Origin of the sequence: Enterobacter roggenkampii (genome assembly GCF_001729805.1) — a bacterium.
Taxonomy (GTDB): domain Bacteria; phylum Pseudomonadota; class Gammaproteobacteria; order Enterobacterales; family Enterobacteriaceae; genus Enterobacter; species Enterobacter roggenkampii.
In genome coordinates this window covers 3,477,171-3,500,437 of the sequence record NZ_CP017184.1, presented here as the reverse complement: position 1 = coordinate 3,500,437, position 23,267 = coordinate 3,477,171, and the positions used below count along the sequence as shown (strand labels likewise).

15 protein-coding genes are annotated in these 23,267 nt (G+C 57.1%); all 15 read left to right on the top strand.

Annotated features, from left to right (window positions below):
• Window positions 1-243 precede the first annotated feature (243 nt).
• The 15 genes from BFV67_RS16380 (at window position 244) to BFV67_RS16310 (ending at window position 23,226) form a co-directional block, all read left to right on the top strand.
• Complete coding sequence (locus tag BFV67_RS16380; RefSeq protein WP_069598674.1) at window positions 244-5,196, top strand: alpha-2-macroglobulin family protein; 4,953 nt, start codon at window positions 244-246, stop codon at window positions 5,194-5,196.
• Window position 5,197: 1 nt separating this feature from the next.
• A complete protein-coding gene (gene pbpC, locus BFV67_RS16375; protein WP_069598673.1) occupies window positions 5,198-7,525 on the top strand; it encodes a peptidoglycan glycosyltransferase PbpC in 2,328 nt (775 codons plus the stop codon).
• An 86-nt stretch (window positions 7,526-7,611) separates the two neighbouring features.
• Window positions 7,612-9,990: a DMSO/selenate family reductase complex A subunit gene (locus BFV67_RS16370; protein WP_069598672.1), complete on the top strand. Its 2,379-nt coding sequence runs from the start codon at window positions 7,612-7,614 to the stop codon at window positions 9,988-9,990.
• Window positions 9,987-10,616, top strand: a complete 630-nt coding sequence (locus BFV67_RS16365) for a DMSO/selenate family reductase complex B subunit (protein ID WP_021241857.1) — start codon at window positions 9,987-9,989, stop codon at window positions 10,614-10,616. Before BFV67_RS16370 ends, BFV67_RS16365 begins: the two co-directional genes overlap by 4 nt.
• A complete protein-coding gene (locus BFV67_RS16360) occupies window positions 10,609-11,397 on the top strand; it encodes a dimethyl sulfoxide reductase anchor subunit family protein (protein WP_023344681.1) in 789 nt (262 codons plus the stop codon). The genes BFV67_RS16365 and BFV67_RS16360 overlap by 8 nt, the downstream gene beginning before the upstream one ends.
• Entirely contained in the window at window positions 11,397-12,272 is an 876-nt protein-coding gene (locus BFV67_RS16355; RefSeq protein ID WP_069598671.1) for a 4Fe-4S binding protein, read from the top strand. Before BFV67_RS16360 ends, BFV67_RS16355 begins: the two co-directional genes overlap by 1 nt.
• Before the next feature lie 121 nt (window positions 12,273-12,393).
• A complete protein-coding gene (gene ndk, locus BFV67_RS16350) occupies window positions 12,394-12,825 on the top strand; it encodes a nucleoside-diphosphate kinase (RefSeq protein WP_003860625.1) in 432 nt (143 codons plus the stop codon).
• A 169-nt stretch (window positions 12,826-12,994) separates the two neighbouring features.
• A complete protein-coding gene (gene rlmN, locus BFV67_RS16345) occupies window positions 12,995-14,161 on the top strand; it encodes a dual-specificity RNA methyltransferase RlmN (protein ID WP_014171168.1) in 1,167 nt (388 codons plus the stop codon).
• A 292-nt stretch (window positions 14,162-14,453) separates the two neighbouring features.
• Window positions 14,454-15,470, top strand: a complete 1,017-nt coding sequence (gene rodZ, locus BFV67_RS16340) for a cytoskeleton protein RodZ (protein WP_069598670.1) — start codon at window positions 14,454-14,456, stop codon at window positions 15,468-15,470.
• Window positions 15,471-15,496: 26 nt separating this feature from the next.
• The gene (ispG, locus tag BFV67_RS16335) at window positions 15,497-16,615 is read left to right on the top strand and encodes a flavodoxin-dependent (E)-4-hydroxy-3-methylbut-2-enyl-diphosphate synthase (protein ID WP_008502138.1); all 1,119 of its coding nucleotides are present in this window, start codon (window positions 15,497-15,499) and stop codon (window positions 16,613-16,615) included.
• A gap of 80 nt (window positions 16,616-16,695) precedes the next feature.
• Window positions 16,696-17,970, top strand: a complete 1,275-nt coding sequence (gene hisS / locus BFV67_RS16330) for a histidine--tRNA ligase (RefSeq protein WP_032622984.1) — start codon at window positions 16,696-16,698, stop codon at window positions 17,968-17,970.
• Window positions 17,971-17,983: 13 nt separating this feature from the next.
• Window positions 17,984-18,604, top strand: coding sequence for a YfgM family protein (locus tag BFV67_RS16325; protein WP_008502136.1), 621 nt, complete (start codon window positions 17,984-17,986; stop codon window positions 18,602-18,604).
• A gap of 10 nt (window positions 18,605-18,614) precedes the next feature.
• Window positions 18,615-19,793, top strand: coding sequence for an outer membrane protein assembly factor BamB (bamB, locus tag BFV67_RS16320; RefSeq protein ID WP_008502135.1), 1,179 nt, complete (start codon window positions 18,615-18,617; stop codon window positions 19,791-19,793).
• Between the two features lie 112 nt (window positions 19,794-19,905).
• Window positions 19,906-21,381 carry a ribosome biogenesis GTPase Der gene (gene der / locus BFV67_RS16315; protein ID WP_008502134.1) on the top strand — a complete coding sequence of 492 codons (1,476 nt, stop codon included), beginning with the start codon at window positions 19,906-19,908 and terminating at the stop codon, window positions 21,379-21,381.
• A gap of 300 nt (window positions 21,382-21,681) precedes the next feature.
• On the top strand, window positions 21,682-23,226 hold the full coding sequence (locus BFV67_RS16310; RefSeq protein WP_008502133.1) for a peptide MFS transporter: 1,545 nt from the start codon (window positions 21,682-21,684) through the stop codon (window positions 23,224-23,226).
• Window positions 23,227-23,267: the final 41 nt, after the last annotated feature.

Genomic DNA, 23,267 nt, shown 5'->3' with positions numbered 1-23,267 from the left:
ATAAAACTAGCAGTCTTCAGATGTGTTTATCCAGCTATCCTCTTGTTTTAAAAACAAATGACGTGAAAGGTAACATGTGACGTTTAGGGCTGTGATCGCGGTTCCATCACGGCGTAGCGGCGTGATGCCATTCTGCGAGGCGCTTTCCAGATTCTAAAATTGGACTTTTTGAATTAATGAAACTTGCGGATAATACTTATCCGGACGACGACCAACAGGCCCCCTCTGGGCCAGGGACAAAGGATGAAACCGTTTCGCTTAGCCGCGCTCTCTCTTGCGCTGCTTACCACGTTTACGCTTGTCGGCTGTGATAACAGCGACGATAAACCTCAGGCTGCGGCTCCCGCGGCATCCACCGCATCCACACCAAAAGCCGCGGAAAAGCCAAATGCTGAAACGCTGGCTAAGCTAGCCGCCCAGAGTCAGGGAAAAGCGCTGACCCTGCTGGATGCCTCTGAAGTTCAGCTCGACGGTGCCGCCACGCTGGTGGTGACATTCTCGGTTCCGCTGAATCCCGATCAGGATTTCGCGAAAACCGTGCATGTCGTGGACAAAAAAAGCGGCAAAGTTGACGGGGCGTGGGAACTTGCGCCTAACCTGAAAGAGCTTCGCCTGCGCCATCTGGAGCCCAACCGCAACCTGGTCGTCACCGTTGAACGGGGCCTGCAGGCGCTGAACAAGGCGACGTTCGGCATTGATTATGAAAAAGCCCTCACCACCCGGGACGTCGAGCCTACCGTCGGGTTTGCCAGCCGCGGCTCGCTGCTGCCGGGCAAGGTGGTGGAAGGGTTGCCGGTGATGGCGCTTAACGTCAACAACGTGGACGTCAATTTCTACCGCGTGAAGCCGGAATCGCTGGCCTCTTTTGTCAGCCAGTGGGAATACCGCAACTCCCTCACCAACTGGGAATCCGACAACCTGCTAAAGATGGCGGAGCTGGTTTACACCGGTCGCTTCGATCTTAATCCGGCGCGCAACACGCGCGAAAAATTGTTGTTGCCCCTGAAGGATATTAAACCGCTCCAGCAGTCTGGCGTTTACATCGCGGTCATGAACCAGGCCGGGCACTATAACTACAGCAACGCCGCGACGCTCTTTACCTTAAGCGATATTGGCCTGTCCGCTCACCGTTATCATAATCGCCTGGACATCTTCACCCAGAGTCTGGAGAACGGTGCGGCGCAGTCCGGGGTTACCGTTACCCTGCTGAATGACAAAGGGCAGACCCTTGCCGAAGCGAAAAGCGACGGCGATGGCCACGCAAAGCTTGAGACCGACAAAGAGGCTGCCCTGATTCTGGCCAGTAAAGACGGCCAGACCACGCTGCTTGACCTCAAGCTGCCGGCCCTCGACCTGGCGGAGTTTGATATCGCCGGGAGTCCGGGCTACAGCAAGCAGTTCTTCATGTTTGGCCCACGCGATCTCTATCGCCCGGGTGAAACGGTGATCCTCAACGGCCTGCTGCGCGACAGTGACGGTAAGCCGCTTCCCGATCAGCCCGTGAAGCTTGACGTGCTGCGCCCTGACGGTCAGGTGGCTCGCTCGATCGTTGTTCAGCCTGAAAACGGTCTCTACCGATTCAACTACCCGCTGGACAGCGGGGCGCAGACCGGCATGTGGCATATTCGCGCCAACACGGGCGATAACCTGCAGCGCCTGTGGGACTTCCACGTCGAAGACTTCATGCCAGAGCGCATGGCGCTCAACCTGAGTGGACAAAAAACGCCGGTTTCACCGCAGGATAACGTCGACTTTAACGTGGTCGGCTATTACCTGTATGGCGCACCGGCCAACGGTAACTCTCTGCAGGGCCAGCTCTTCCTGCGTCCGCTGCGTGACGCGGTGGCCGCGCTGCCGGGCTTCCAATTTGGTGATATCGCCGAAGAGAACCTGAGCCGCAGCCTGGATGAAGTTCAGCTTACGCTGGACGAGCAGGGGCGTGGGCAGGTTTCTACCGAAAGCCAGTGGAAAGACGTGCACTCTCCGCTGCAGCTGATCCTGCAGGCCAGCCTGCTGGAATCAGGTGGTCGTCCGGTGACGCGTCGCGCTGAGCAGGCTATCTGGCCGGCGGCTGAGCTGCCGGGTATTCGCCCTCAGTTCGCCAGCAAGGCGGTTTACGACTACCGCACCGATACGACCGTCAACCAGCCGATTGTTGATGAGAACGGCAACGCCAGTTTCGACATCGTGTATGCCGATGCCAGCGGCGCGAAAAAGGCCGTTTCCGGGTTACAGGTTCGTCTGATTCGCGAGCGTCGGGACTACTTCTGGAACTGGTCTGAGAGCGAAGGCTGGCAGTCTCAGTTCGATCAGAAAGACCTCGTCGAAGGCGAGCAGGAGCTGACGCTTAAGGCCGATGAAACGGGTAAAGTTACCTTCCCGGTAGAGTGGGGCTCTTATCGTCTGGAAGTCAAAGCGCCTGATGAAATGGTCAGCAGCGTGCGCTTCTGGGCAGGCTACAGCTGGCAGGATAACAGCGACGGCACTGGGGCCGCGCGCCCTGACCGTGTGACGCTGAAACTGGATAAGCCAGCCTATCAGCCGGGCGACACCATCCAATTGCACATCGCCGCGCCAGCCGCAGGCAAGGGCTATGCGATGATCGAATCCAGCGAAGGGCCGCTGTGGTGGAAAGAGATCGACGTGCCGGCAAACGGTCTCGATCTCTCCATTCCGGTGGATAAAGCCTGGAAACGTCACGATCTTTACCTCAGCACGCTGGTGGTGCGTCCCGGAGATAAATCCAAATCCGCCACGCCGAAACGTGCGGTCGGTCTGCTGCATCTGCCGATGGGCGATGAAAATCGCCGCCTGAATATTGCGCTCGATAACCCGCAGAAAATGCGTCCAAACCAGACGCTCTCGGTGAAGGTGAAAGCCAGCGTGAAAGAGGGGGCCGTGCCGCAGAAGGTGAACGTGCTGGTCTCGGCGGTGGACAGCGGCGTGCTGAACATTACCGATTACGTCACGCCGGATCCGTGGCAGGCTTTCTTTGGCCAGAAGCGTTACGGCGCGGATATCTACGATATATACGGCCAGGTCATTGAAGGGCAGGGCCGTCTGGCCGCGCTGCGCTTCGGTGGCGATGGGGATGAACTGAAGCGCGGCGGCAAACCGCCGGTGAACCACGTCACCATCATTGCCCAGCAGGCACAGCCGGTTACGCTGGATGCCAACGGGGAAGGCACGATTACGCTGCCGATTGGTGATTTCAACGGCGAACTGCGTCTGATGGCGCAGGCCTGGACAGAAGACGATTTCGGCAGCAGCGAAAGCAAGGTTGTGGTGGCCGCACCGGTTATTACCGAGCTCAACACGCCGCGCTTCCTGGCAAGTGGAGACACCTCACGCCTGACGCTGGATCTCACCAACCTGACCGACCAGCCGCAAACGCTGAACGTTGCCCTGACCGCGACAGGCAAACTGTCGCTGGAAGGTGGACAGCCGCAGCCGGTGCAGCTGCCTCCGGGGGCGCGGACCACCCTGTTTATTCCGGTGCGTGCGCTGGAGGGGTATGGTGACGGAGAGGTAACAGCACAGGTTACCGGCCTGCAGCTTCCGGGCGAGACCTTTGCACCACAGCAGAAGAGCTGGAAAATCGGCGTGCGTCCGGCATTCCCGGCACAGACGGTGAATACCGGTGCCATGCTCAACCCTGGCGAATCCTGGACCGCACCGGCGCAGCACAGTAACGGTTTCTCTCCTGCCACCCTGCAGGGGCAACTGCTGCTGAGCGGCAAACCACCGCTCAACCTGGCGCGCTATATTCGCGAACTGCAGGCCTATCCGTATGGCTGTCTGGAGCAGACCACCAGCGGCCTGTTCCCGTCGCTCTACACCAACGCGGCGCAGCTGACGGCGCTTGGCATCAAAGGTGATACGGACGATAAACGCCGTGCCGCCATTGATATCGGTATTTCCCGTCTGCTGCAGATGCAGCGTGAAGACGGTGGTTTTGCGCTGTGGGATAAAAACGGTCCGGAAGAGTACTGGCTGACGGCTTATGTGACCGACTTCCTGGTGCGGGCGGGCGAGCAGGGCTATAGCGTGCCTGCCGATGCGGTAAATAACGCCAATAACCGTCTGCTGCGCTACCTGCAGGACCCGGGCATGATGTCCATCCGCTACAGCGATGATACTCAGGCCAGTAAATTTGCCGTTCAGGCCTATGCCGCGCTGGTGCTGGCGCGTCAGCAAAAAGCGCCGCTGGGCGCGCTGCGTGAAATCTGGGATCGTCATGCTCAGGCGGCGTCCGGCCTGCCGCTGATGCAGCTGGGCATGGCGCTCAGGCTGATGGGCGATGCCCCGCGCAGCCAGCAGGCGCTGGATCTGGCGCTCAAAACGCCGCGCAACGACAGCAAAACCTGGATGGCCGATTACGGCAGTCAGCTTCGCGATAACGCGCTGATGCTCTCCCTGCTGGAGGAGTACAAACTGCTGCCGGATGCGCAAAATACGCTGCTGAATGCTCTTTCTGAACAGGCCTTCAGCCAGCGCTGGTTGTCCACTCAGGAGAGCAACGCGCTGTTCCTGGCCGGACGTTCGCTGCAAACTCTGTCCGGTGCATGGCAGGCGAAAACCTCCCTGTCAGATTCCGCATCAGGTGGCGATAAAGCGCAGGTACAAAACGTGAGCGGCGACCAGCTTGGCGCGCTGCAGGTCACCAATACCGGAACGACACCGCTCTGGGTACGTTTGGACAGCACCGGTTATCCCGAATATGCCCCTCAGCCGAGCGCGAACGTATTGCAGGTCGAACGTCATATCCTGGCAACCGACGGCAGTACGAAATCACTCTCTTCGCTGAAGAGCGGCGAGCTGGTGCTGGTGTGGCTGGAAGTTAAAGCCAGCCAGAACGTGCCGGACGCGCTGGTGGTAGATCTCCTGCCTGCGGGGCTGGAGCTGGAAAACCAGAATCTGGCAAGCAGCAGCGCCAGCCTGCAGGACAGCGGCAGTGAGGTGCAGAACCTGCTCAGCCAGATGCAGCAGGCGGACATTCAGCATATGGAATTCCGCGACGACCGCTTTGTGGCGGCCGTGCCGGTAAATGAAGGTCAGCCGGTCACGCTGGTTTATCTGGCGCGCGCCGTGACGCCGGGAACCTACCAGGTGCCGGTTCCGATGGTCGAGTCTATGTATGTGCCGCAGTGGCGGGCAACGGGTGCGGCCAGCGGCCCGCTGATTGTTGTTCCGTAATATGCGAATGGCACGTCTGACACGCTCCCGCTGGCTGTGGCTGGCGGGAGCGCTTCTCATTTTAGGGGGGCTGATTTTCGTCGCCGATCGCCTGTGGCCGTTGCCGCTGAAAGAGGTTAACCCCGCGCGGGTGGTGGTGGATGAGAAGGGCACGCCGCTCTGGCGTTTTGCCGATAGCGACGGGATCTGGCGCTATCCGGTGACGATCGAAGAGGTCTCTCCCCGTTATCTTGAGGCGCTGATCCAGTACGAAGATCGCTGGTTCTGGGATCACCCCGGCGTAAACCCGCTCTCTGTCCTGCGCGCCGCCTGGCAGGATCTCAGTTCCGGGAAAGTCATCTCTGGCGGAAGCACGCTCACCATGCAGGTCGCGCGACTGCTGGACCCGCATCCGCGCACCTTTGGCGGCAAAATTCGCCAGCTCTGGCGTGCCATGCAGCTGGAGTGGCATCTTTCCAAACGCGAAATCCTGACGCTCTATCTCAATCGCGCCCCTTTTGGCGGTACGCTGCAGGGCGTGGGAGCGGCAAGCTGGACGTATCTGGGCAAGCCGCCGTCGCAGCTCAGCTATTCCGACGCGGCGCTGCTGGCGGTGCTGCCGCAGGCACCGAGTCGTTTACGCCCGGACCGCTGGCCTGAACGGGCCGAAGCGGCGCGCAATAAAGTGCTCGACCGCATGGCGACGCAGGGCGTCTGGTCCGCAAAGCAGGTCAAAGAGTCCCGTGAGGAATCAGTATGGCTGGCGCCCCGGCAGATGCCGCAGCTGGCGCCGCTCTTTGCACGCATGATGCTCGGCAAAAGTCGCGACACGAAAATTGTCACCACGCTGGATGCCGGACTGCAGCGGCAGCTGGAAGAGCTGGCGATGAACTGGAAATCGCGTCTGCCGGCCCGCAGCTCGCTGGCGATGATCGTGGTCGATCATACCGATATGAAAGTACGCGGTTGGGTTGGGTCGGTGGATATCAACGATGACACGCGTTTTAGCCATGTGGATATGGTCAATGCGATCCGATCGCCGGGATCGGTGCTAAAACCCTTTATCTACGGCATGGCGCTGGACGATGGCCTGATCCATCCCGCCTCGCTGCTTCAGGACGTTCCCAGAAAAACCGGTGATTATCGGCCCGGGAATTTTGACAGCGGGTTCCATGGGCCGGTCAGCATGAGTGAAGCGCTGGTCCGCTCCCTCAACCTGCCGGCCGTTCAGGTGCTGGAAGCCTACGGACCAAAACGATTTGCCGGGATGCTGAGCAACGCAGGCTTGCCGCTGATCTTGCCTGCGGGGGCGCAGCCGAATCTGTCTCTGATCCTCGGCGGGGCGGGCGCGCGGCTGGCAGATATCGCTGCGGCCTATAGCGCCTTTGCCCGACACGGTAAGGCGGGAAGGCTGCGGTTACAGCCGGGCGATCCGCTGACTGAACGCCCGCTGTTATCGCCAGGCTCGGCGTGGATTATTCGCCGTATTCTGGCCAATGAAGCGCAGCCGCTGCCGGATAATGCGCTACCGCAGGTTGCGCCGCTGGCGTGGAAAACCGGCACCAGCTACGGGTACCGTGATGCCTGGGCCATCGGTCTGAATGCCCGTTATGTGATAGGCATCTGGACCGGACGACCGGACGGCACGCCCGTGGCGGGACAGTTTGGGTTTGCCAGCGCGGTTCCGCTGTTAAACCAGGTCAATAATCTGCTTCAGTCGCGTTCAACGGTAGACGAAGCCCGCCTGCCGCGCGATCCGCGTCCGGAGAGCGTCGGGCGGGGCGTGATCTGCTGGCCGGGCGGCCAGTCGCTACCGGAAGGCAGTGAAAACTGTCGACGTCGCCTGTCGACCTGGCTGCTGGAAGGGAGTGAACCGCCCACGCTGCTTCTCCCTGAACAGGAGGGCATACGCGGCATTCGTTTCCCGGTCTGGCTGGATAAAACCGGCAAACGCGTGGCCGCAGATTGCCCGGATGCTACTGAAAAAGTCCTGGATGTCTGGCCGCTGCCGCTGGAGCCGTGGCTGCCCGCTTCGGAAAAAAGAGCGGCGCGTCTCCCGGCAGCATCAACAGTTTGTCCGCCTCTGGATAACAGCAATATCGCGCCGCTTACGCTGTCAGGGGTCAGAGAGGGAGCCGTCATCAAGCGTCTTCCGGGTGAGACAACTATAACGCTTTCTCTCTCAACCAGCGGTGGAGAAGGGCAGCGATGGTGGTTTTTAAATGGTGAGCCTTTAGAGGGGCATGAATATAAATATTCACTGAAATTATATTTGCCGGGTGAATATCAATTAATGGTAATGGATGAAACCGGCCAAATAGCGACGGTGAATTTCGAAATGGCTTATTAAAATAATCCAGAAGGGTTAGCTTGATAATTATCAATGTTCGGTTCTGCAAAAAAACGAGAATGCGTTTTTATTTGAAGGAACGAGCAATGAAAAAAAATAAGAAACTGAGAGAGAGTCTTAATCCCGCTCTCTCCCGGCGTCACTTTATTCAGGCCGGGTCCGCGCTTGCCGCTCTGCCGTTTGTGGTAAAAGGCGGAAAAGCGCAGGCGGCGACAATGCCTGCGGCAGTGAACGAACCCGAAGAAAAAGTCATTCAAACCTGCAGCACCTTTGACTGTGGCGGGAAATGCGATATCCGGGCACACGTCAGCGACGGCGTGGTCACACGCATCTCTACGCGTCCGGATAATGAACTGGATCCTCAAATGCCGGTGATGCGCGCCTGCGTTCGTGGACGCGCGTATCGGAAATTTGTTTATCATCCCGATCGGCTTAAATATCCAATGAAACGCGTGGGTAAACGTGGCGAAGGAAAATTCGAACGTATTACCTGGGATGAAGCTACAACGCTTATTGCGAATCAATTAAAAACCATTACGCAAAAATATGGTGCTGCTTCGCGCTATGTGCATGTTGGCACCGCAGTTTCGGGAGGAACGTTCTCCGGCGATAAAATGGTTCGTCGTCTGCTTAATTTAACGGGTGGCTATCTCGAAAGCTATCACTCGGTCAGTATGGGCAACACCGCAGCGGCAACGCCCTATACCTACGGTACCGCCGCCAGCGGCAGCTCGCTGGACACGTTACTGGACACCAAGCTGGTCATCCTCTGGGGGCATAACCCGACGGAAACGATTTTTGGTCACAGCAACTACTTCTTCCAGAAGATGAAGCAAAACGGCACCCGCTTCATCGTTGTCGATCCGCGCTATTCAGATACGGTGTCCTCCCTTGCCGACCAGTGGATCCCGCTGCTGCCAACAACCGATAACGCCCTGATGGACGCCATGATGTACGTGATCGTCACGGAGAACTTGCACGATCGCGACTTTATTCTGCGCTATACCCTGGGCTTTGATGAAGACGCTATGCCGGAAGGCGTTCCGGCCAATGAATCCCTGATGGCTTACCTGAACGGGGCAAAAGATGGCGTAGCAAAAACGCCTGAGTGGGCAGAGAAGATCACCCACGTGCCTGCGCAGACCATTCGTCAGCTGGCGCGCGACTACGCAACCACCAAACCCGCCGCGCTGATCCAGGGCTGGGGACCGCAGCGTCATAACTGCGGCGAGCGCACCGCGCGCGGCTCGACAATACTGGCCACGCTAACGGGTAACGTCGGGGTGAAAGGCGGCTGGGCGGCTGGCTACGGCGGCTGTGCAAACCGTAAATTTGCCGCAGGCCCGGAGATGCCGGATAACCCGGTGAAAGCCAAAATATCGGTGATGAACTGGGTGCAGGCCGCCGACGATGCCTCTAAGGTAACGGCGGAAGTCGGCCTGAAGGATGCCGAAAAGCTGGACAGCAATATCCGCATCCTCTTCTCGCTGGCGGGCAATTATCTGGCTAACCAGAACCCGGATCTTCATCAGGCAACCCGCGTGCTGGAAGACGAGTCGAAAATCCAGTTTATCGTCGCGAGCGATCTGTTTATGACGCCGAGCGCCCGATACGCCGATCTTCTCCTGCCGGAAACCAGCTTTATGGAACGCTGGAATATCGGCGAAACCTGGGGTACCGCAAGCTATCTGATCCTGTCGGAAAAGCTGATTGAGCCTGAATTTGAGCGCCGTTCAGACTACGACTGGCTGCGGGAGGTCGCTGCTAAGCTTGGCGTCGAACCGGCATTCAGCGAAGGGCGTGACGAAAAGGCGTGGATTGAGCACATCTGGGAGCAGACGCGGCTCTCCATGCCAGATGAAAACCTGCCGGACTTCGCGACGTTACAAAAGACGCGCCAGCATCTTTTCAAAAGCGCGCCGTACGTTGCTTTTGAAGACAACATTCGCGACCCGCAAAATCATCCGTTCCCGACGCCGTCCGGAAAAATTGAGATCTTCTCGAAGCGTCTGTACGACATGCAGCACCCGGAAATTCCGGCGCTGTCGCACTACGTGCCTGCCCATGAAGGGCCGGAAGACGAACTGGCGAAAACCTTCCCGCTGCAGCTGATCACCTGGAAAGGGAAAAACCGTGCTAACTCAACCCAGTACGCCAACCCGTGGCTGATTGAAGCACAGCAGCAGAAGCTGTGGATTAACCCTCAGGACGCGCAGAAGCGCGGCATTGCGCAGGGAGATACCGTGCGTATCCATAACGCACGCGGCATTTGCGAGATCCCGGCGGAGGTTACGCCGCGCATCATTCCTGGGGTGGTAGCCATGCAGGCAGGTGCCTGGTGGCAGCCGGATGAGAAGGGCATTGATAAAGGCGGCTGCGCGAACGTGCTCAGTTCGGCTCGTATTACCGCGCTTGCGAAAGGGAATTCACATCAAACCATGCTGGTGGAGGTGGCAAAAGCATGAGTCAGTTTAAACACTACGCGCCGGTGAGCGACAAACAGCTGGGCTTTTATATCGACTCTTCACGCTGCTCAGGGTGTAAAGCCTGTCAGGTGGCATGCAAAGATAAAAACAACCTTGAGGTCGGACGTCGTTTCCGTCGCGTGTACGAAGTCAACGGCGGGAATTTCATCCCCACCGGGCAGGGCGGCGTCAGCAACAATGTGTTTGCCTACACGCTCTCTATTTCCTGTAACCACTGTACAGACCCCATCTGCACTAAAAACTGTCCGACCACGGCGATGCACAAGCGTCCGGGAGACGGCATTGTGCGCGTTGATACAGATAAGTGCGTCGGCTGCGGCTACTGTGCGTGGTCATGCCCTTACGGCGCGCCACAGCTCAACGAGCAGACCGGGCAAATGTCAAAATGCGATTTCTGCGTGGATCTCCAGGCGAAGGGGGAGCAGCCCGTCTGTGTGGCAACCTGTCCACTCGAAGCGATTAAATTCGGGCCGATTGATGAACTGCGGGCGAAGTATGGTGCGGTCTGTGACGTGAAAGGCTTGCCTGATTCTTCCATCACAAAACCGAATCTGGTGATCAAAGCGCATCAGGGTGCAGAGAAAGAGGGCAAACGCCATGCATGAGTTACCGCTGCTGATTTTTACACTGTTCCTGCAGGGCTCGGTAGGCGTGACGCTCTGGCTGGCGTTCGGGGGGGCGCATGCTTCGCAGCGTAGCGCGCTTCTGCCTTCTGCCGGGGCGTTTGTGCTCGCAAGCCTAGGATTGCTCGCCTCGGCGCTGCACATGGGCTATCCGCTCAATGCTCTCAACGCGCTGCGCCATGTCTCCAGCTCCTGGCTGAGCCGTGAGATTATCTTTGCCAGCCTTTACCTGGCGGCGCTGGGGCTCGCGACGCTGCTTATGTTCGCCAAAAAGCCAGGCTGGAAGCTGCTTCTGGCGGCGGCGGGCCTTGTCGGGCTGGTGGATGTGTTCTGCATGGCGCAGATCTACATGCATGCGTCCGTGGTGACGTGGCAGCATATCAACACGCTGGTGCTGTTTATCGGCTCGGTGGGCATTATTGGTTCAGCCTGCATGGCGGTTGGGATGCGTTCCCGGGCTACTCTGCGTGCGGCGGTGGTCATTATCACGCTGCTGGTGCTTGTGCGTCTGGTGATGCAGCCCGTCTGGCTGGCCGACATCTCGGCTATGGACAACACCGTGGTGACGTTCCCTCATGCGCCGTTACAGATGCTGCAACAACTGCGCACCGTGCATCTGCTGAGCTGGTGTGTGTCTGTCGTGGGTATGCTGTGCTTTGCTGCGGGCGGGTTAAAAGCGGCGCGAGGCACGATGCTGCTGGGCAGCGCCTTGCTGATTGCGGGTGAGCTGATGCTGCGCTTCGTTTTCTTCAGTATTGGCTGATGGGCAGATTGACGTTTGGCCCGGCGATGGACGTGACGCATGCGTGCGTCCGTCGCCGTTTTCGCCATGCTTCCTGTTGTGCCTGCGCTGACGTTTGTCCCGTGCAGGCTTTTTCTTTTACGGACGCAGATATCTCGGTTGATGACAACCGCTGTATTGAATGCGGTGACTGCCTGTTTGTTTGCCCCACTGAGGCCATCACCGGCATCACGCCGCGAAAACGCTTTTTGTGTGGCGATACGCTTGTCGGGCCTTTTACTGAACGTGCGCCGAATATGAATGAGCTGCTGCTCTGGCATGCGCAGCACCATGTTCGTTTTATCAGTATCGACGTGGAGCAGTATCCTGACTGGCTGCTGGCGATTGCCCGGCTTAATCTTGTGCTTCGTCGACGCGGTGAAGCGGAATTGGCGTTTAAACTTTTACCCGTCAACGAGGTTAATATCGCCCGCCGTGCGCTGATGCACGTTCCCCGTGAGGATGTCCGGACCTGTAGCGTCGTGCCCGGTCAGCGTGAACTGCGCAGAGCGTTTTCTGGGGTTAGTGAGGCAGAGATAGCTCTCGACGCCGGAACGTGCGTATTGTGCGGCGCGTGCTGGCGGAGTTGTACGGAAAACGCGATTCGGTTTGAGAACGCTGAACTGGTCGTCGAAACCGGACGTTGTACCGGTTGCGGCGGCTGCGAAGCGGTATGCCAGCTTGCGGCGATAAAAGTGACGCAAACAGAAGGAACGGTGAAAAACGTCGCCATACTGGCATATGAAGCCGTTTGCCTGACGTGCCACCGTCATTTCTGGTCATTTACGCCTGATGAAAAGCAGTGTCCGCTCTGTTTTCACCATCAACACGATATGCGAAACCCGGACTGTTGCTAATCTTCGTCTCATTTTAAAAAAATGTTATGCAGAACCATAGGCAATAGCGCTATAGCTCTTTATAATCCGCGCCACACCATACTCAGGTATGCAAAACAACAGAACATTGACAGAGGTTATCATGGCTATTGAACGTACTTTTTCCATCATCAAACCAAACGCGGTGGCAAAAAACGTTATTGGCAGCATCTTCGCTCGCTTTGAATCTGCAGGGTTCAAAATTGTTGGTACCAAAATGCTGCACCTGACCGTTGAGCAGGCGCGCGGCTTCTACGCTGAGCACGAAGGTCGCCCATTCTTTGACGGCCTGGTGGAGTTCATGACCTCCGGTCCAATCGTGGTATCCGTACTGGAAGGCGAAAACGCCGTACAGCGTCACCGCGACCTGCTGGGCGCAACCAACCCGGACAACGCGCTGGCAGGAACTCTGCGCGCTGATTACGCTGACAGCTTCACCGAGAACGGCACCCACGGTTCTGACTCTGTTGAATCTGCTGCACGCGAAATCGCATTCTTCTTCGCTGAAGGCGAAGTGTGTCCACGTACCCGTTAATTTAACGGTTTCGTTTACACATTATTTTCGTAAATGCCGCGTCCAGACGTGGCATCCCTGCGCCAGACTTTGTACAATGCAACGCCCCGGACGAGCAGACCGCTTTCCGGGGCGTTTCTATTCAACCCTCCATGGGCCATAACGTGTAACAACGAGGCCGGTAAATATTATGTCTGAATTAGTGAATACCTCCGAAGTCGCCATTCCTGCGGTTCCCAATAAAAATGGAAAAATCAACCTGCTGGATCTGAACCGTCAGCAGATGCGCGAGTTCTTCAAAGAGATGGGCGAAAAGCCGTTTCGTGCCGATCAGGTCATGAAGTGGATGTACCATTACTGCAGCGACAATTTTGATGACATGACTGACATCAACAAGGTCCTGCGCAATAAGCTCAAAGAAGTGGCTGAAATCCGCGCCCCGGAAGTGGTGGAAGAGCAGCGCTCCGCAGATGGCACCATCAAATGGGCGATTGCGGTGGGCGATCAGCGCGTTGAAACCGTCTACATTCCGGAAGAAGACCGCGCGACGCTGTGTGTCTCCTCCCAGGTTGGCTGTGCGCTGGAGTGCAAATTCTGCTCAACCGCGCAGCAAGGCTTTAACCGTAACCTGCGTGTTTCAGAAATTATCGGCCAGGTCTGGCGTGCTGCGAAAATCGTAGGCGCGGCAAAAGTGACCGGCACTCGCCCAATCACCAACGTGGTGATGATGGGGATGGGTGAGCCGCTGCTGAACCTGACCAACGTCGTTCCGGCGATGGAAATCATGCTGGATGACTTTGGCTTTGGTCTGTCCAAGCGTCGCGTCACGCTGTCGACCTCAGGCGTTGTGCCTGCGCTGGACAAGCTCGGCGATATGATTGACGTCGCGCTGGCGATCTCCCTGCACGCGCCAAACGATGAAATTCGTGACGAAATTGTGCCGATCAACAAAAAGTACAATATCGAAACCTTCCTCGCTGCCGTACGTCGCTATCTGGAGAAATCCAACGCCAACCAGGGTCGCGTTACCATCGAGTACGTGATGCTGGACCACGTCAACGACGGTACCGAACATGCGCATCAGCTGGCTGAACTGCTGAAAGATACGCCATGTAAAATCAACCTGATCCCGTGGAACCCGTTCCCGGGCGCGCCGTATGGCCGTAGCTCGAACAGCCGTATCGACCGTTTCTCCAAGGTGCTGATGGAGTATGGTTTCACCACCATCGTGCGTAAAACGCGTGGTGATGATATTGATGCCGCATGTGGACAGCTGGCTGGTGATGTTATTGACCGTACCAAGCGTACCCTGCGTAAACGCATGCAGGGCGAGACGATCGCGGTTAAAGCTGTTTGATTATTATGCACTCACGGCGCATTATCTGCGCCGTGAGACATAACCTTACTGAATAATCAGTCAGATTCGTGAAGACTGATCAATAATTACGGTGCGTTTCATCCGACTTTCGGGCAGTATGTAACGACGTAACAACAGTTTAGCCGTACGGGCAGGGCTGTACTGTCATCTCCGGGCTGACAGTCTTATACTCTGTGTTCAAGGTTAACTGACCAGAAGTTTCGCGGTGCGGGTGGCATTGTGACTCACCGGCGCCTGAACCCTTTTTTTCACGTACCAGTAGTTGTAGCGAATGAATACTGAAGCCACTCACGACCAACATGAAGCACTCTCCACTGGCGTTCGTCTTCGCAACGCCCGTGAACAACTCGGACTCAGCCAGCAAGCCGTCGCAGAACGCTTGTGCCTGAAGGTTTCCACGGTTCGCGATATTGAAGAAGATAAGGCACCCGCCGATCTGGCTTCAACGTTCTTGCGCGGTTATATCCGCTCTTACGCAAAACTGGTGCACATCCCCGAAAACGAATTACTGCCAATGATGGAGAAGCAGGCGCCGGTCCGTGCAGCAAAAGTTGCGCCGATGCAGACCTTCTCCCTGGGGAAACGTCGTAAAAAACGTGATGGCTGGCTGATGAGCTTTACCTGGTTGGTGCTGTTTGTGGTGGTCGGTCTGACCGGTGCGTGGTGGTGGCAAAACCACAAGGCGCAGCAGGAAGAGATCACCACCATGGCCGATCAATCCTCCGCCGAACTCAACCAGGCCGGAACGGATAACGCCCAGAGCGTGCCGCTGAATACCGACGGTGCAGCGACTTCCAGCGAGCCACAGACCGCAGCGCCAGATGCGACAGCGACCAATGCTGCGCAGGCCCCTGCAGCAACGGCTAACACCGCTGCGCCTCAGGCTCAGGATCAAAACGCGGTGGTTGCCCCTTCTCAGGCGAATGTTGATACTGCGGCGAACACGCCTGCGGCTACTCAGCCTGCAGACAATACCGCAGCGTCTCTGCCAACCAGCCCGGCGGGTACGGCGACACCCGCAGCCGATCCTAACGCGCTGGTAATGAACTTCAGCGCCGACTGCTGGCTGGAAGTGACTGACGCGACAGGTAAAAAACTGTTCAGCGGCCTGCAGCGCAAAGATGGCACGTTAAACCTAACGGGCCAGGCGCCTTATAAACTTAAAATCGGCGCTCCGGCAGCGGTACAGATCCAGTATCAAGGAAAACCTGTCGACCTGAGCCGCTTTATCAGAACTAACCAGGTTGCACGTCTTACCGTTAATGCCGAACAATCAGCAGCACAGTAACAGACGGGCAACGCGGGAGATTTTTCATGCATAACCAGGCTCCGATTCAACGTAGAAAATCGAAACGGATTTACGTTGGGAATGTGCCAATCGGCGATGGGGCACCTATCGCCGTTCAGTCGATGACCAATACGCGCACCACCGATGTGGAAGCGACGGTCAATCAAATCAAAGCATTAGAACGTGTCGGCGCGGATATTGTTCGCGTCTCCGTCCCGACCATGGATGCGGCTGAGGCGTTCAAACTGATCAAACAGCAGGTCAGCGTTCCGCTTGTGGCTGATATTCACTTCGACTACCGCATCGCACTGAAAGTGGCCGAGTACGGCGTCGATTGCCTGCGTATTAACCCGGGCAACATCGGTAACGAAGAGCGTATCCGCATGGTCGTGGACTGCGCCCGCGATAAAAATATTCCTATCCGTATCGGCGTTAACGCCGGTTCCCTGGAAAAAGATCTGCAGGAAAAATACGGTGAGCCTACGCCGCAGGCGCTGCTCGAATCCGCGATGCGTCACGTCGATCATCTCGATCGCCTTAACTTCGATCAGTTCAAAGTCAGCGTAAAAGCGTCCGACGTGTTCCTGGCCGTAGAATCTTATCGCCTGCTGGCAAAGCAGATCGATCAGCCTCTGCACCTCGGGATCACCGAAGCGGGCGGCCTGCGTAGCGGCTCGGTAAAATCCGCGATCGGTCTGGGGCTGCTGCTCTCTGAAGGGATCGGTGACACCCTGCGCGTCTCGCTGGCGGCGGATCCTGTCGAAGAGATCAAGGTCGGCTTCGATATTCTGAAATCACTGCGTATTCGCGCGCGTGGGATCAACTTCATTGCCTGCCCAACCTGTTCACGTCAGGAGTTCGATGTGATCGGTACGGTGAATGCCCTGGAGCAACGTCTGGAAGACATTATCACCCCGATGGACGTCTCCATCATCGGCTGCGTGGTGAACGGTCCGGGTGAAGCCCTGGTGTCAACCCTGGGCGTGACCGGCGGTAACAAGAAAAGTGGTCTCTATGAAGATGGCGTTCGAAAAGATCGTCTGGATAATAGCGACATGATCGACCAGCTTGAAGCCCGCATCCGCGCCAAAGCCGCCATGATGGACGAGACACAGCGTATCAACGTTCAGCAGGTTGAAAAATAACGTGATGGGAAGCCGTGAGCTTCCCATGTATGATTGAACCCATTCTTTGGGTTTTTTTTGTATATAGAAAGAGAATAAACGTGGCAAAAAACATTCAAGCCATCCGCGGCATGAACGATTATCTGCCTGGCGAAACCGCCATCTGGCAGCGCATTGAAGGCACGCTGAAGCAGGTGCTCGGCAGCTACGGTTACAGCGAAATTCGTTTGCCGATTGTAGAGCAGACCCCGTTATTCAAACGCGCGATCGGTGAAGTGACCGACGTGGTTGAAAAAGAGATGTACACCTTTGAGGACCGCAACGGCGACAGCCTGACCCTGCGTCCGGAAGGGACGGCGGGCTGCGTACGCGCCGGCATCGAACATGGTCTTCTGTACAATCAGGAGCAGCGTCTGTGGTATATCGGCCCGATGTTCCGCCACGAACGTCCGCAGAAAGGGCGTTATCGCCAGTTCAATCAGCTGGGTGTGGAAGTCTTTGGCCTGCAGGGCCCGGACATCGACGCTGAACTGATTATGCTGACCGCCCGCTGGTGGCGTGCGCTCGGTATCGCCGATCACGTTTCCCTCGAGCTGAACTCTATCGGTTCTCTGGAAGCGCGTGCGAACTACCGCGATGCGCTGGTGGCGTTCCTGGAACAGCATAAAGAGAAACTGGACGAAGACTGCAAACGTCGCATGTACAGCAACCCGCTGCGCGTTCTGGATTCCAAAAACGCCGATGTTCAGGCACTGCTGAACGATGCGCCTGCGCTGGGTGATTACCTGGATGAAGAATCTCGCGAACACTTCGCGGGCCTGTGCAAACTGCTTGAAGCGGCTGGCATCGCCTACACCGTAAACCAGCGCCTGGTGCGCGGTCTGGACTACTACAACCGTACCGTGTTTGAGTGGGTGACCACCAGCCTCGGCTCTCAGGGCACCGTGTGCGCGGGCGGCCGTTACGACGGTCTGGTTGAGCAACTTGGCGGTCGCGCTGCGCCTGCGGTTGGCTTCGCGATGGGTCTTGAGCGACTTGTTTTGCTGGTTCAGGCAGTTAATCCGGAATTTAAAGCAGATTCCGTTGTCGATATATACCTGGTGGCCTCAGGCGCGGAAACGCAGTCTGCGGCAATGCAGCTTGCCGAACGCGTGCGCGATGCGCTGCCGGGCGTTAAGCTGATGACCAACCATGGCGGCGGCAACTTCAAAAAACAGTTTGCTCGTGCCGATAAGTGGGGCGCAAGTATCGCACTGGTGCTGGGTGAGTCCGAAGTGGCCAACGGCGAAGTGGTGGTGAAAGACCTGCGCTCTGGTGAGCAGACAACGGTAACGCAGGACGGCGTTGCGGCGCACTTGCGCACTCTATTGGGCTAAGGAGAAGGACTGCGTGGAAATTTACGAGAACGAACACGATCAGGTCGACGCGATTAAACGCTTCTTTGCTGAAAACGGCAAAGCGCTGGTTGTTGGGGTTATTTTAGGTGTCGGTGCGCTGGTAGGCTGGCGTTACTGGAACAATCATCAGGCGGATTCCGCGCGCGGCGCGTCCCTGTCCTATGAAAATACCGTGAGCGCAATTCGTGCCGATCAGCCGCAAACGCTGACGGCGGCAGAAAAATTTGCGGCTGACAACAAAAACACCTACGGTGCACTGGCTGCGCTGGAAGTGGCTCAGCAGTACGTTGATAAGAACGAACTGGATAAAGCCGTTGCTCAGCTGTCTCAGGGCCTTGCTGCCGCCAGTGATGAAAATCTGAAAGCGGTGATCAATCTGCGCCTGGCACGTATTCAGGTTCAGCAGAAGAAAGCTGACGATGCGCTGAAAACGCTCGATACCATCAAAGGCGAAGGTTTTGCTGCCATCGTTGCCGATCTGCGCGGTGAAGCACTGCTGAGCAAAGGTGACAAAGCGGGCGCGCGTAAAGCGTGGCAAGCTGGCGTAGAGAGCAATGCCTCACCTGCGCTGAGCGAAATGATGCAGATGAAAATAAATAATTTGTCCGTCTGAGAGGGACCCGATGCAATTGCGTAAATTACTTCTGCCAGGACTGCTTTCTGTTACGTTATTGAGTGGTTGTTCACTGTTCAGTGGCGAAGAAGACGTTGTGAAAATGTCCCCACTGCCGACGGTTGAAAACCAGTTTACCCCATCCACCGCGTGGGATGTCTCCGTGGGCAATGGGATTGGTGATTTCTATTCCAACCTTCATCCTGCGTATGCAGACAGCGTTGTCTATGCGGCCGATCGCAAAGGTACCGTGAAAGCGGTGAACGCGGATGACGGAAAAGAAGTGTGGTCCGTTAACCTGGCGGAAAAAGACGGCTGGTTCTCCCGTAAGCCTGCACTGCTGTCTGGCGGCCTGACCGTTGCCGGTGGCCACGTCTACGTGGGCAGCGAAAAAGCGCAGGTTTATGCCCTGAACAGCAGCGACGGTTCCATTGCCTGGCAAACGACCGTGGCGGGGGAATCCCTCTCTCGTCCGGTGGTGAGCGATGGCCTGGTGCTGATTCATACCAGCAACGGCCAGCTGCAGGCGCTGAACGAAGCGGACGGCCTGGTGAAATGGACCGTTAACCTGGATATGCCTGCGCTCTCTCTGCGTGGCGAATCTGCCCCGGCTACCGCATTTGGTGCTGCCATTGTCGGCGGCGACAACGGTCGCGTAAGCGCCGTGCTGATGCAGCAGGGCCAGATGATCTGGCAGCAGCGTATCTCTCAGGCCACTGGCTCAACGGAAATTGACCGTCTGAGCGACGTGGACACAACGCCGGTCATCGTTAACGGTGTGGTTTACGCGCTGGCCTACAACGGCAACCTGACCGCGCTGGATCTGCGCAGCGGCCAGATCATGTGGAAACGTGAGCTGGGCTCGGTGAATGATTTCATCGTTGAAGGTAACCGTATCTATATGGTTGACCAGAACGACCGTCTGCTGGCCCTGAGCACCGAAGGCGGCGTGACGCTGTGGACGCAAAGCGACCTGCTGCACCGTCTGCTGACTGCGCCAGCGCTGTACAACGGTAGCCTGGTTGTGGGCGACAGCGAAGGGTATATGCACTGGATCGATCCGGATAATGGCCGCTTTGTTGCACAGCAAAAAGTCGACAGCTCCGGTTTCCTGACCGACCCGGTTGTGGCCGACGGCAAACTGCTGATTCAGGCAAAAGACGGCACGCTGTACGCGATCACGCGTTAATTACCCGGCGGTTGTAGTATACTAAACGGCTCCTGTTCACTCAGGAGCCGTTTTGACATTTTTAAAAACGCCGCGAAAGCGACGTTATTTTGAATTTTATGAGGCTTCAAACATGGTACCTGTGGTCGCGCTTGTCGGGCGCCCTAACGTTGGAAAATCCACTCTTTTTAACCGTTTAACACGCACCCGTGATGCGCTGGTTGCGGATTTCCCGGGGCTGACGCGTGACCGTAAGTACGGTCGTGCAGAGGTGGAAGGACGCGAGTTCATCTGTATTGATACCGGTGGTATTGACGGCACAGAAGACGGCGTGGAAACCCGCATGGCGGAACAGTCGCTGCTGGCGATTGAAGAAGCGGACGTGGTGCTGTTCATGGTGGACGCGCGCGCTGGCCTGATGCCGGCGGACTCCGCTATCGCAAAACACCTGCGTTCGCGTGAAAAACCGACCTTCCTGGTGGCGAACAAAACCGACGGCATCGATGCCGATCAGGCCATCGCAGATTTCTGGTCACTGGGTCTGGGTGAGATCTACCCTATCGCGGCATCGCATGGCCGTGGCGTCACCAGCCTGCTGGAAACCGTTCTGCTGCCGTGGGTTGACGAAGTGAACCCGCCGGAAGAGGTGGACGAAGACGCGGAATACTGGGCGCAGTTCGAAGACGGAGAAGCGGGCGAAGAAGAAGAGCCTGAAGACGACTTCAACCCGCAGGATCTGCCGATCAAGCTGGCCATCGTAGGTCGTCCAAACGTAGGTAAGTCTACACTTACTAACCGTATTCTGGGTGAAGAGCGCGTGGTCGTTTACGATATGCCGGGCACCACCCGCGACAGTATCTACATCCCGATGCAGCGCGATGAGCGTGAGTATGTCCTCATCGACACCGCCGGGGTGCGTAAGCGCGGGAAAATCACCGATGTGGTGGAAAAATTCTCCGTTATCAAAACCCTGCAGGCTATTGAAGATGCCAACGTCGTGCTGCTGGTTATCGACGCACGCGAAGGGATCTCCGATCAGGACCTCTCTCTGCTCGGCTTTATCCTCAATAGTGGGCGCTCACTGGTTATCGTGGTCAACAAATGGGATGGCCTGAGCAATGAAGTGCGTGAGCAGGTGAAAGAGACCCTCGACTTCCGTCTGGGCTTTATCGACTTTGCTCGCGTACACTTCATCTCTGCGCTGCACGGCAGCGGCGTGGGTAACCTGTTCGAATCCGTGCGCGAAGCGTACGACAGCTCCACCCGTCGTCAGAGCACCGCCATGCTGACCCGTATCATGAATATGGCTGCGGAAGACCATCAGCCGCCGCTGGTGCGCGGCCGTCGCGTGAAGCTGAAATACGCCCACGCCGGTGGTTATAACCCGCCAATCGTGGTGATTCACGGCAACCAGGTGAAAGACCTGCCGGATTCCTACAAGCGCTATCTGATGAACTACTTCCGTAAATCGCTGGACGTGATGGGCACGCCTATCCGTATCCAGTTCAAGGAAGGGGAAAACCCGTTCGCCAACAAGCGCAACACCCTGACGCCGAACCAGATGCGCAAGCGTAAGCGTCTGATTAAGCACATTAAGAAAAGCAAATAAGCTTTGCTGAATGCACGAAAGCCCGCGACTATCGCGGGCTTTTTTTTGCCCATTCATACCGCCGGTTTTCTCTGTGTGAAGTCAATCACTATTCACTTTTAACCAAGTTTAAATCTAAGAAAGTAGACAATCGTCGAATTTTCATCTTAAAGTCCAAGGTCCGGTACTAGACAAAACTAGCGCCTGGTTATCAAATGGTTAACCAACTTTTCGCCGCATGTAAAAAATCGGCCAGATACGTAACTGGCCGGCGTACCTGCTGGTGTTTACAAGCACGACGACATACCTTTCGGGAGAATTATGCAATCCTCTGTTAATCAAAAAGAAAGCCGAACGTTCTTCGGCCATCCGTATCCGCTCGGTTCGCTGTTCTTCACCGAGATGTGGGAGCGTTTCTCGTTTTACGGCATTCGTCCGTTACTGATCCTGTTTATGGCCGCCACCGTCTATGACGGCGGGATGGGCCTGGCGCGTGAAAACGCCTCGGCGATTGTCGGTATCTTTGCCGGTACCATGTACCTGGCGGCGCTGCCGGGCGGCTGGCTGGCGGATAACTGGCTCGGCCAGCAGAGAGCCGTCTGGTACGGTTCGATCCTGATTGCGCTCGGTCACCTGTCGATTGCGCTCTCGGCCATCATGGGCAATAACCTGTTCTTTATCGGCCTGATGTTCATCGTGCTCGGCTCCGGGCTGTTTAAGACCTGTATCTCGGTAATGGTCGGTACCCTTTATAAAAAAGGCGACGCGCGCCGTGACGGCGGTTTCTCGCTGTTCTATATGGGCATCAACATGGGCTCGTTCATTGCCCCGCTGATTTCCGGCTGGCTGATCAAAACCCACGGCTGGCACTGGGGCTTTGGTATTGGCGGTATCGGGATGCTGGTGGCGCTGATTATCTTCCGCGTGTTTGCCGTTCCGGCAATGAAACGCTATGACGGCGAAGTCGGCCTCGACTCCACCTGGAACAGCCCGGTGGTGAAGCGTAACGGCGTGGGCGCCTGGCTGCTGGCGCTGGCGGCAGGCGTGGCAACGATCGTGACGCTGATTGCGCAGGGCGTGATTGTGATTAACCCGGTCGCGGTAGCCAGCGTGCTGGTTTACGTGATTGCGGCATCCGTTGCCCTCTACTTTATTTATCTGTTTGTTTTTGCAGGACTGAACCGTAAAGAGCGCGCCAGACTGCTGGTCTGCTTTATTCTGCTGATCTCCGCGGCGTTCTTCTGGTCCGCGTTCGAGCAGAAGCCAACCTCGTTCAACCTGTTTGCCAACGACTACACTAACCGCATGATCGGCGATTTCGAAATCCCGGCGGTGTGGTTCCAGTCAATCAACGCCCTGTTCATCATCCTGCTGGCACCGGTGTTCAGCTGGGCGTGGCCGAAGCTGGCGAGCATGAACATTCGTCCGAGCAGCATCACCAAGTTTGTTATCGGTATCCTGTGTGCCGCAGCGGGCTTTGGCCTGATGATGCTGGCGGCACAGAACGTGCTGAGCAGCGGTGGGGCGGGCGTATCGCCGTTCTGGCTGGTGGGCAGTATCCTGATGCTGACGCTCGGCGAGCTGTGTCTCAGCCCGATTGGCCTGGCGACCATGACGCTGCTGGCGCCGGAGAGAATGCGCGGCCAGATGATGGGGCTGTGGTTCTGTGCGAGCGCGCTGGGTAACCTGGCGGCGGGTCTGATTGGCGGCCACGTGAAGGCCGACCAGCTGGATATGCTGCCGGATCTCTTTGCGCGCTGCTCCGTCGCACTGCTGATTTGTGCCGCGGTACTGATCGTCCTCATTGTTCCGGTACGTCGCATGCTGGAAAATGCGCAGACTAAACCGGCTGCTAACGCCTCATAAACCTCGGGCTTGCCGGGGCGGCGTTATGCCCCGGCATCGAT

Coding starts and splice junctions, on each gene's coding strand:
- BFV67_RS16380 (WP_069598674.1), top strand. CDS start 244: ATGAAACCGTTTCGCTTAGCCGCGCTCTCTCTTGCGCTGCTTACCACG.
- pbpC (WP_069598673.1), top strand. CDS start 5,198: ATGCGAATGGCACGTCTGACACGCTCCCGCTGGCTGTGGCTGGCGGGA.
- BFV67_RS16370 (WP_069598672.1), top strand. CDS start 7,612: ATGAAAAAAAATAAGAAACTGAGAGAGAGTCTTAATCCCGCTCTCTCC.
- BFV67_RS16365 (WP_021241857.1), top strand. CDS start 9,987: ATGAGTCAGTTTAAACACTACGCGCCGGTGAGCGACAAACAGCTGGGC.
- BFV67_RS16360 (WP_023344681.1), top strand. CDS start 10,609: ATGCATGAGTTACCGCTGCTGATTTTTACACTGTTCCTGCAGGGCTCG.
- BFV67_RS16355 (WP_069598671.1), top strand. CDS start 11,397: ATGGGCAGATTGACGTTTGGCCCGGCGATGGACGTGACGCATGCGTGC.
- ndk (WP_003860625.1), top strand. CDS start 12,394: ATGGCTATTGAACGTACTTTTTCCATCATCAAACCAAACGCGGTGGCA.
- rlmN (WP_014171168.1), top strand. CDS start 12,995: ATGTCTGAATTAGTGAATACCTCCGAAGTCGCCATTCCTGCGGTTCCC.
- rodZ (WP_069598670.1), top strand. CDS start 14,454: ATGAATACTGAAGCCACTCACGACCAACATGAAGCACTCTCCACTGGC.
- ispG (WP_008502138.1), top strand. CDS start 15,497: ATGCATAACCAGGCTCCGATTCAACGTAGAAAATCGAAACGGATTTAC.
- bamB (WP_008502135.1), top strand. CDS start 18,615: ATGCAATTGCGTAAATTACTTCTGCCAGGACTGCTTTCTGTTACGTTA.
- der (WP_008502134.1), top strand. CDS start 19,906: ATGGTACCTGTGGTCGCGCTTGTCGGGCGCCCTAACGTTGGAAAATCC.
- BFV67_RS16310 (WP_008502133.1), top strand. CDS start 21,682: ATGCAATCCTCTGTTAATCAAAAAGAAAGCCGAACGTTCTTCGGCCAT.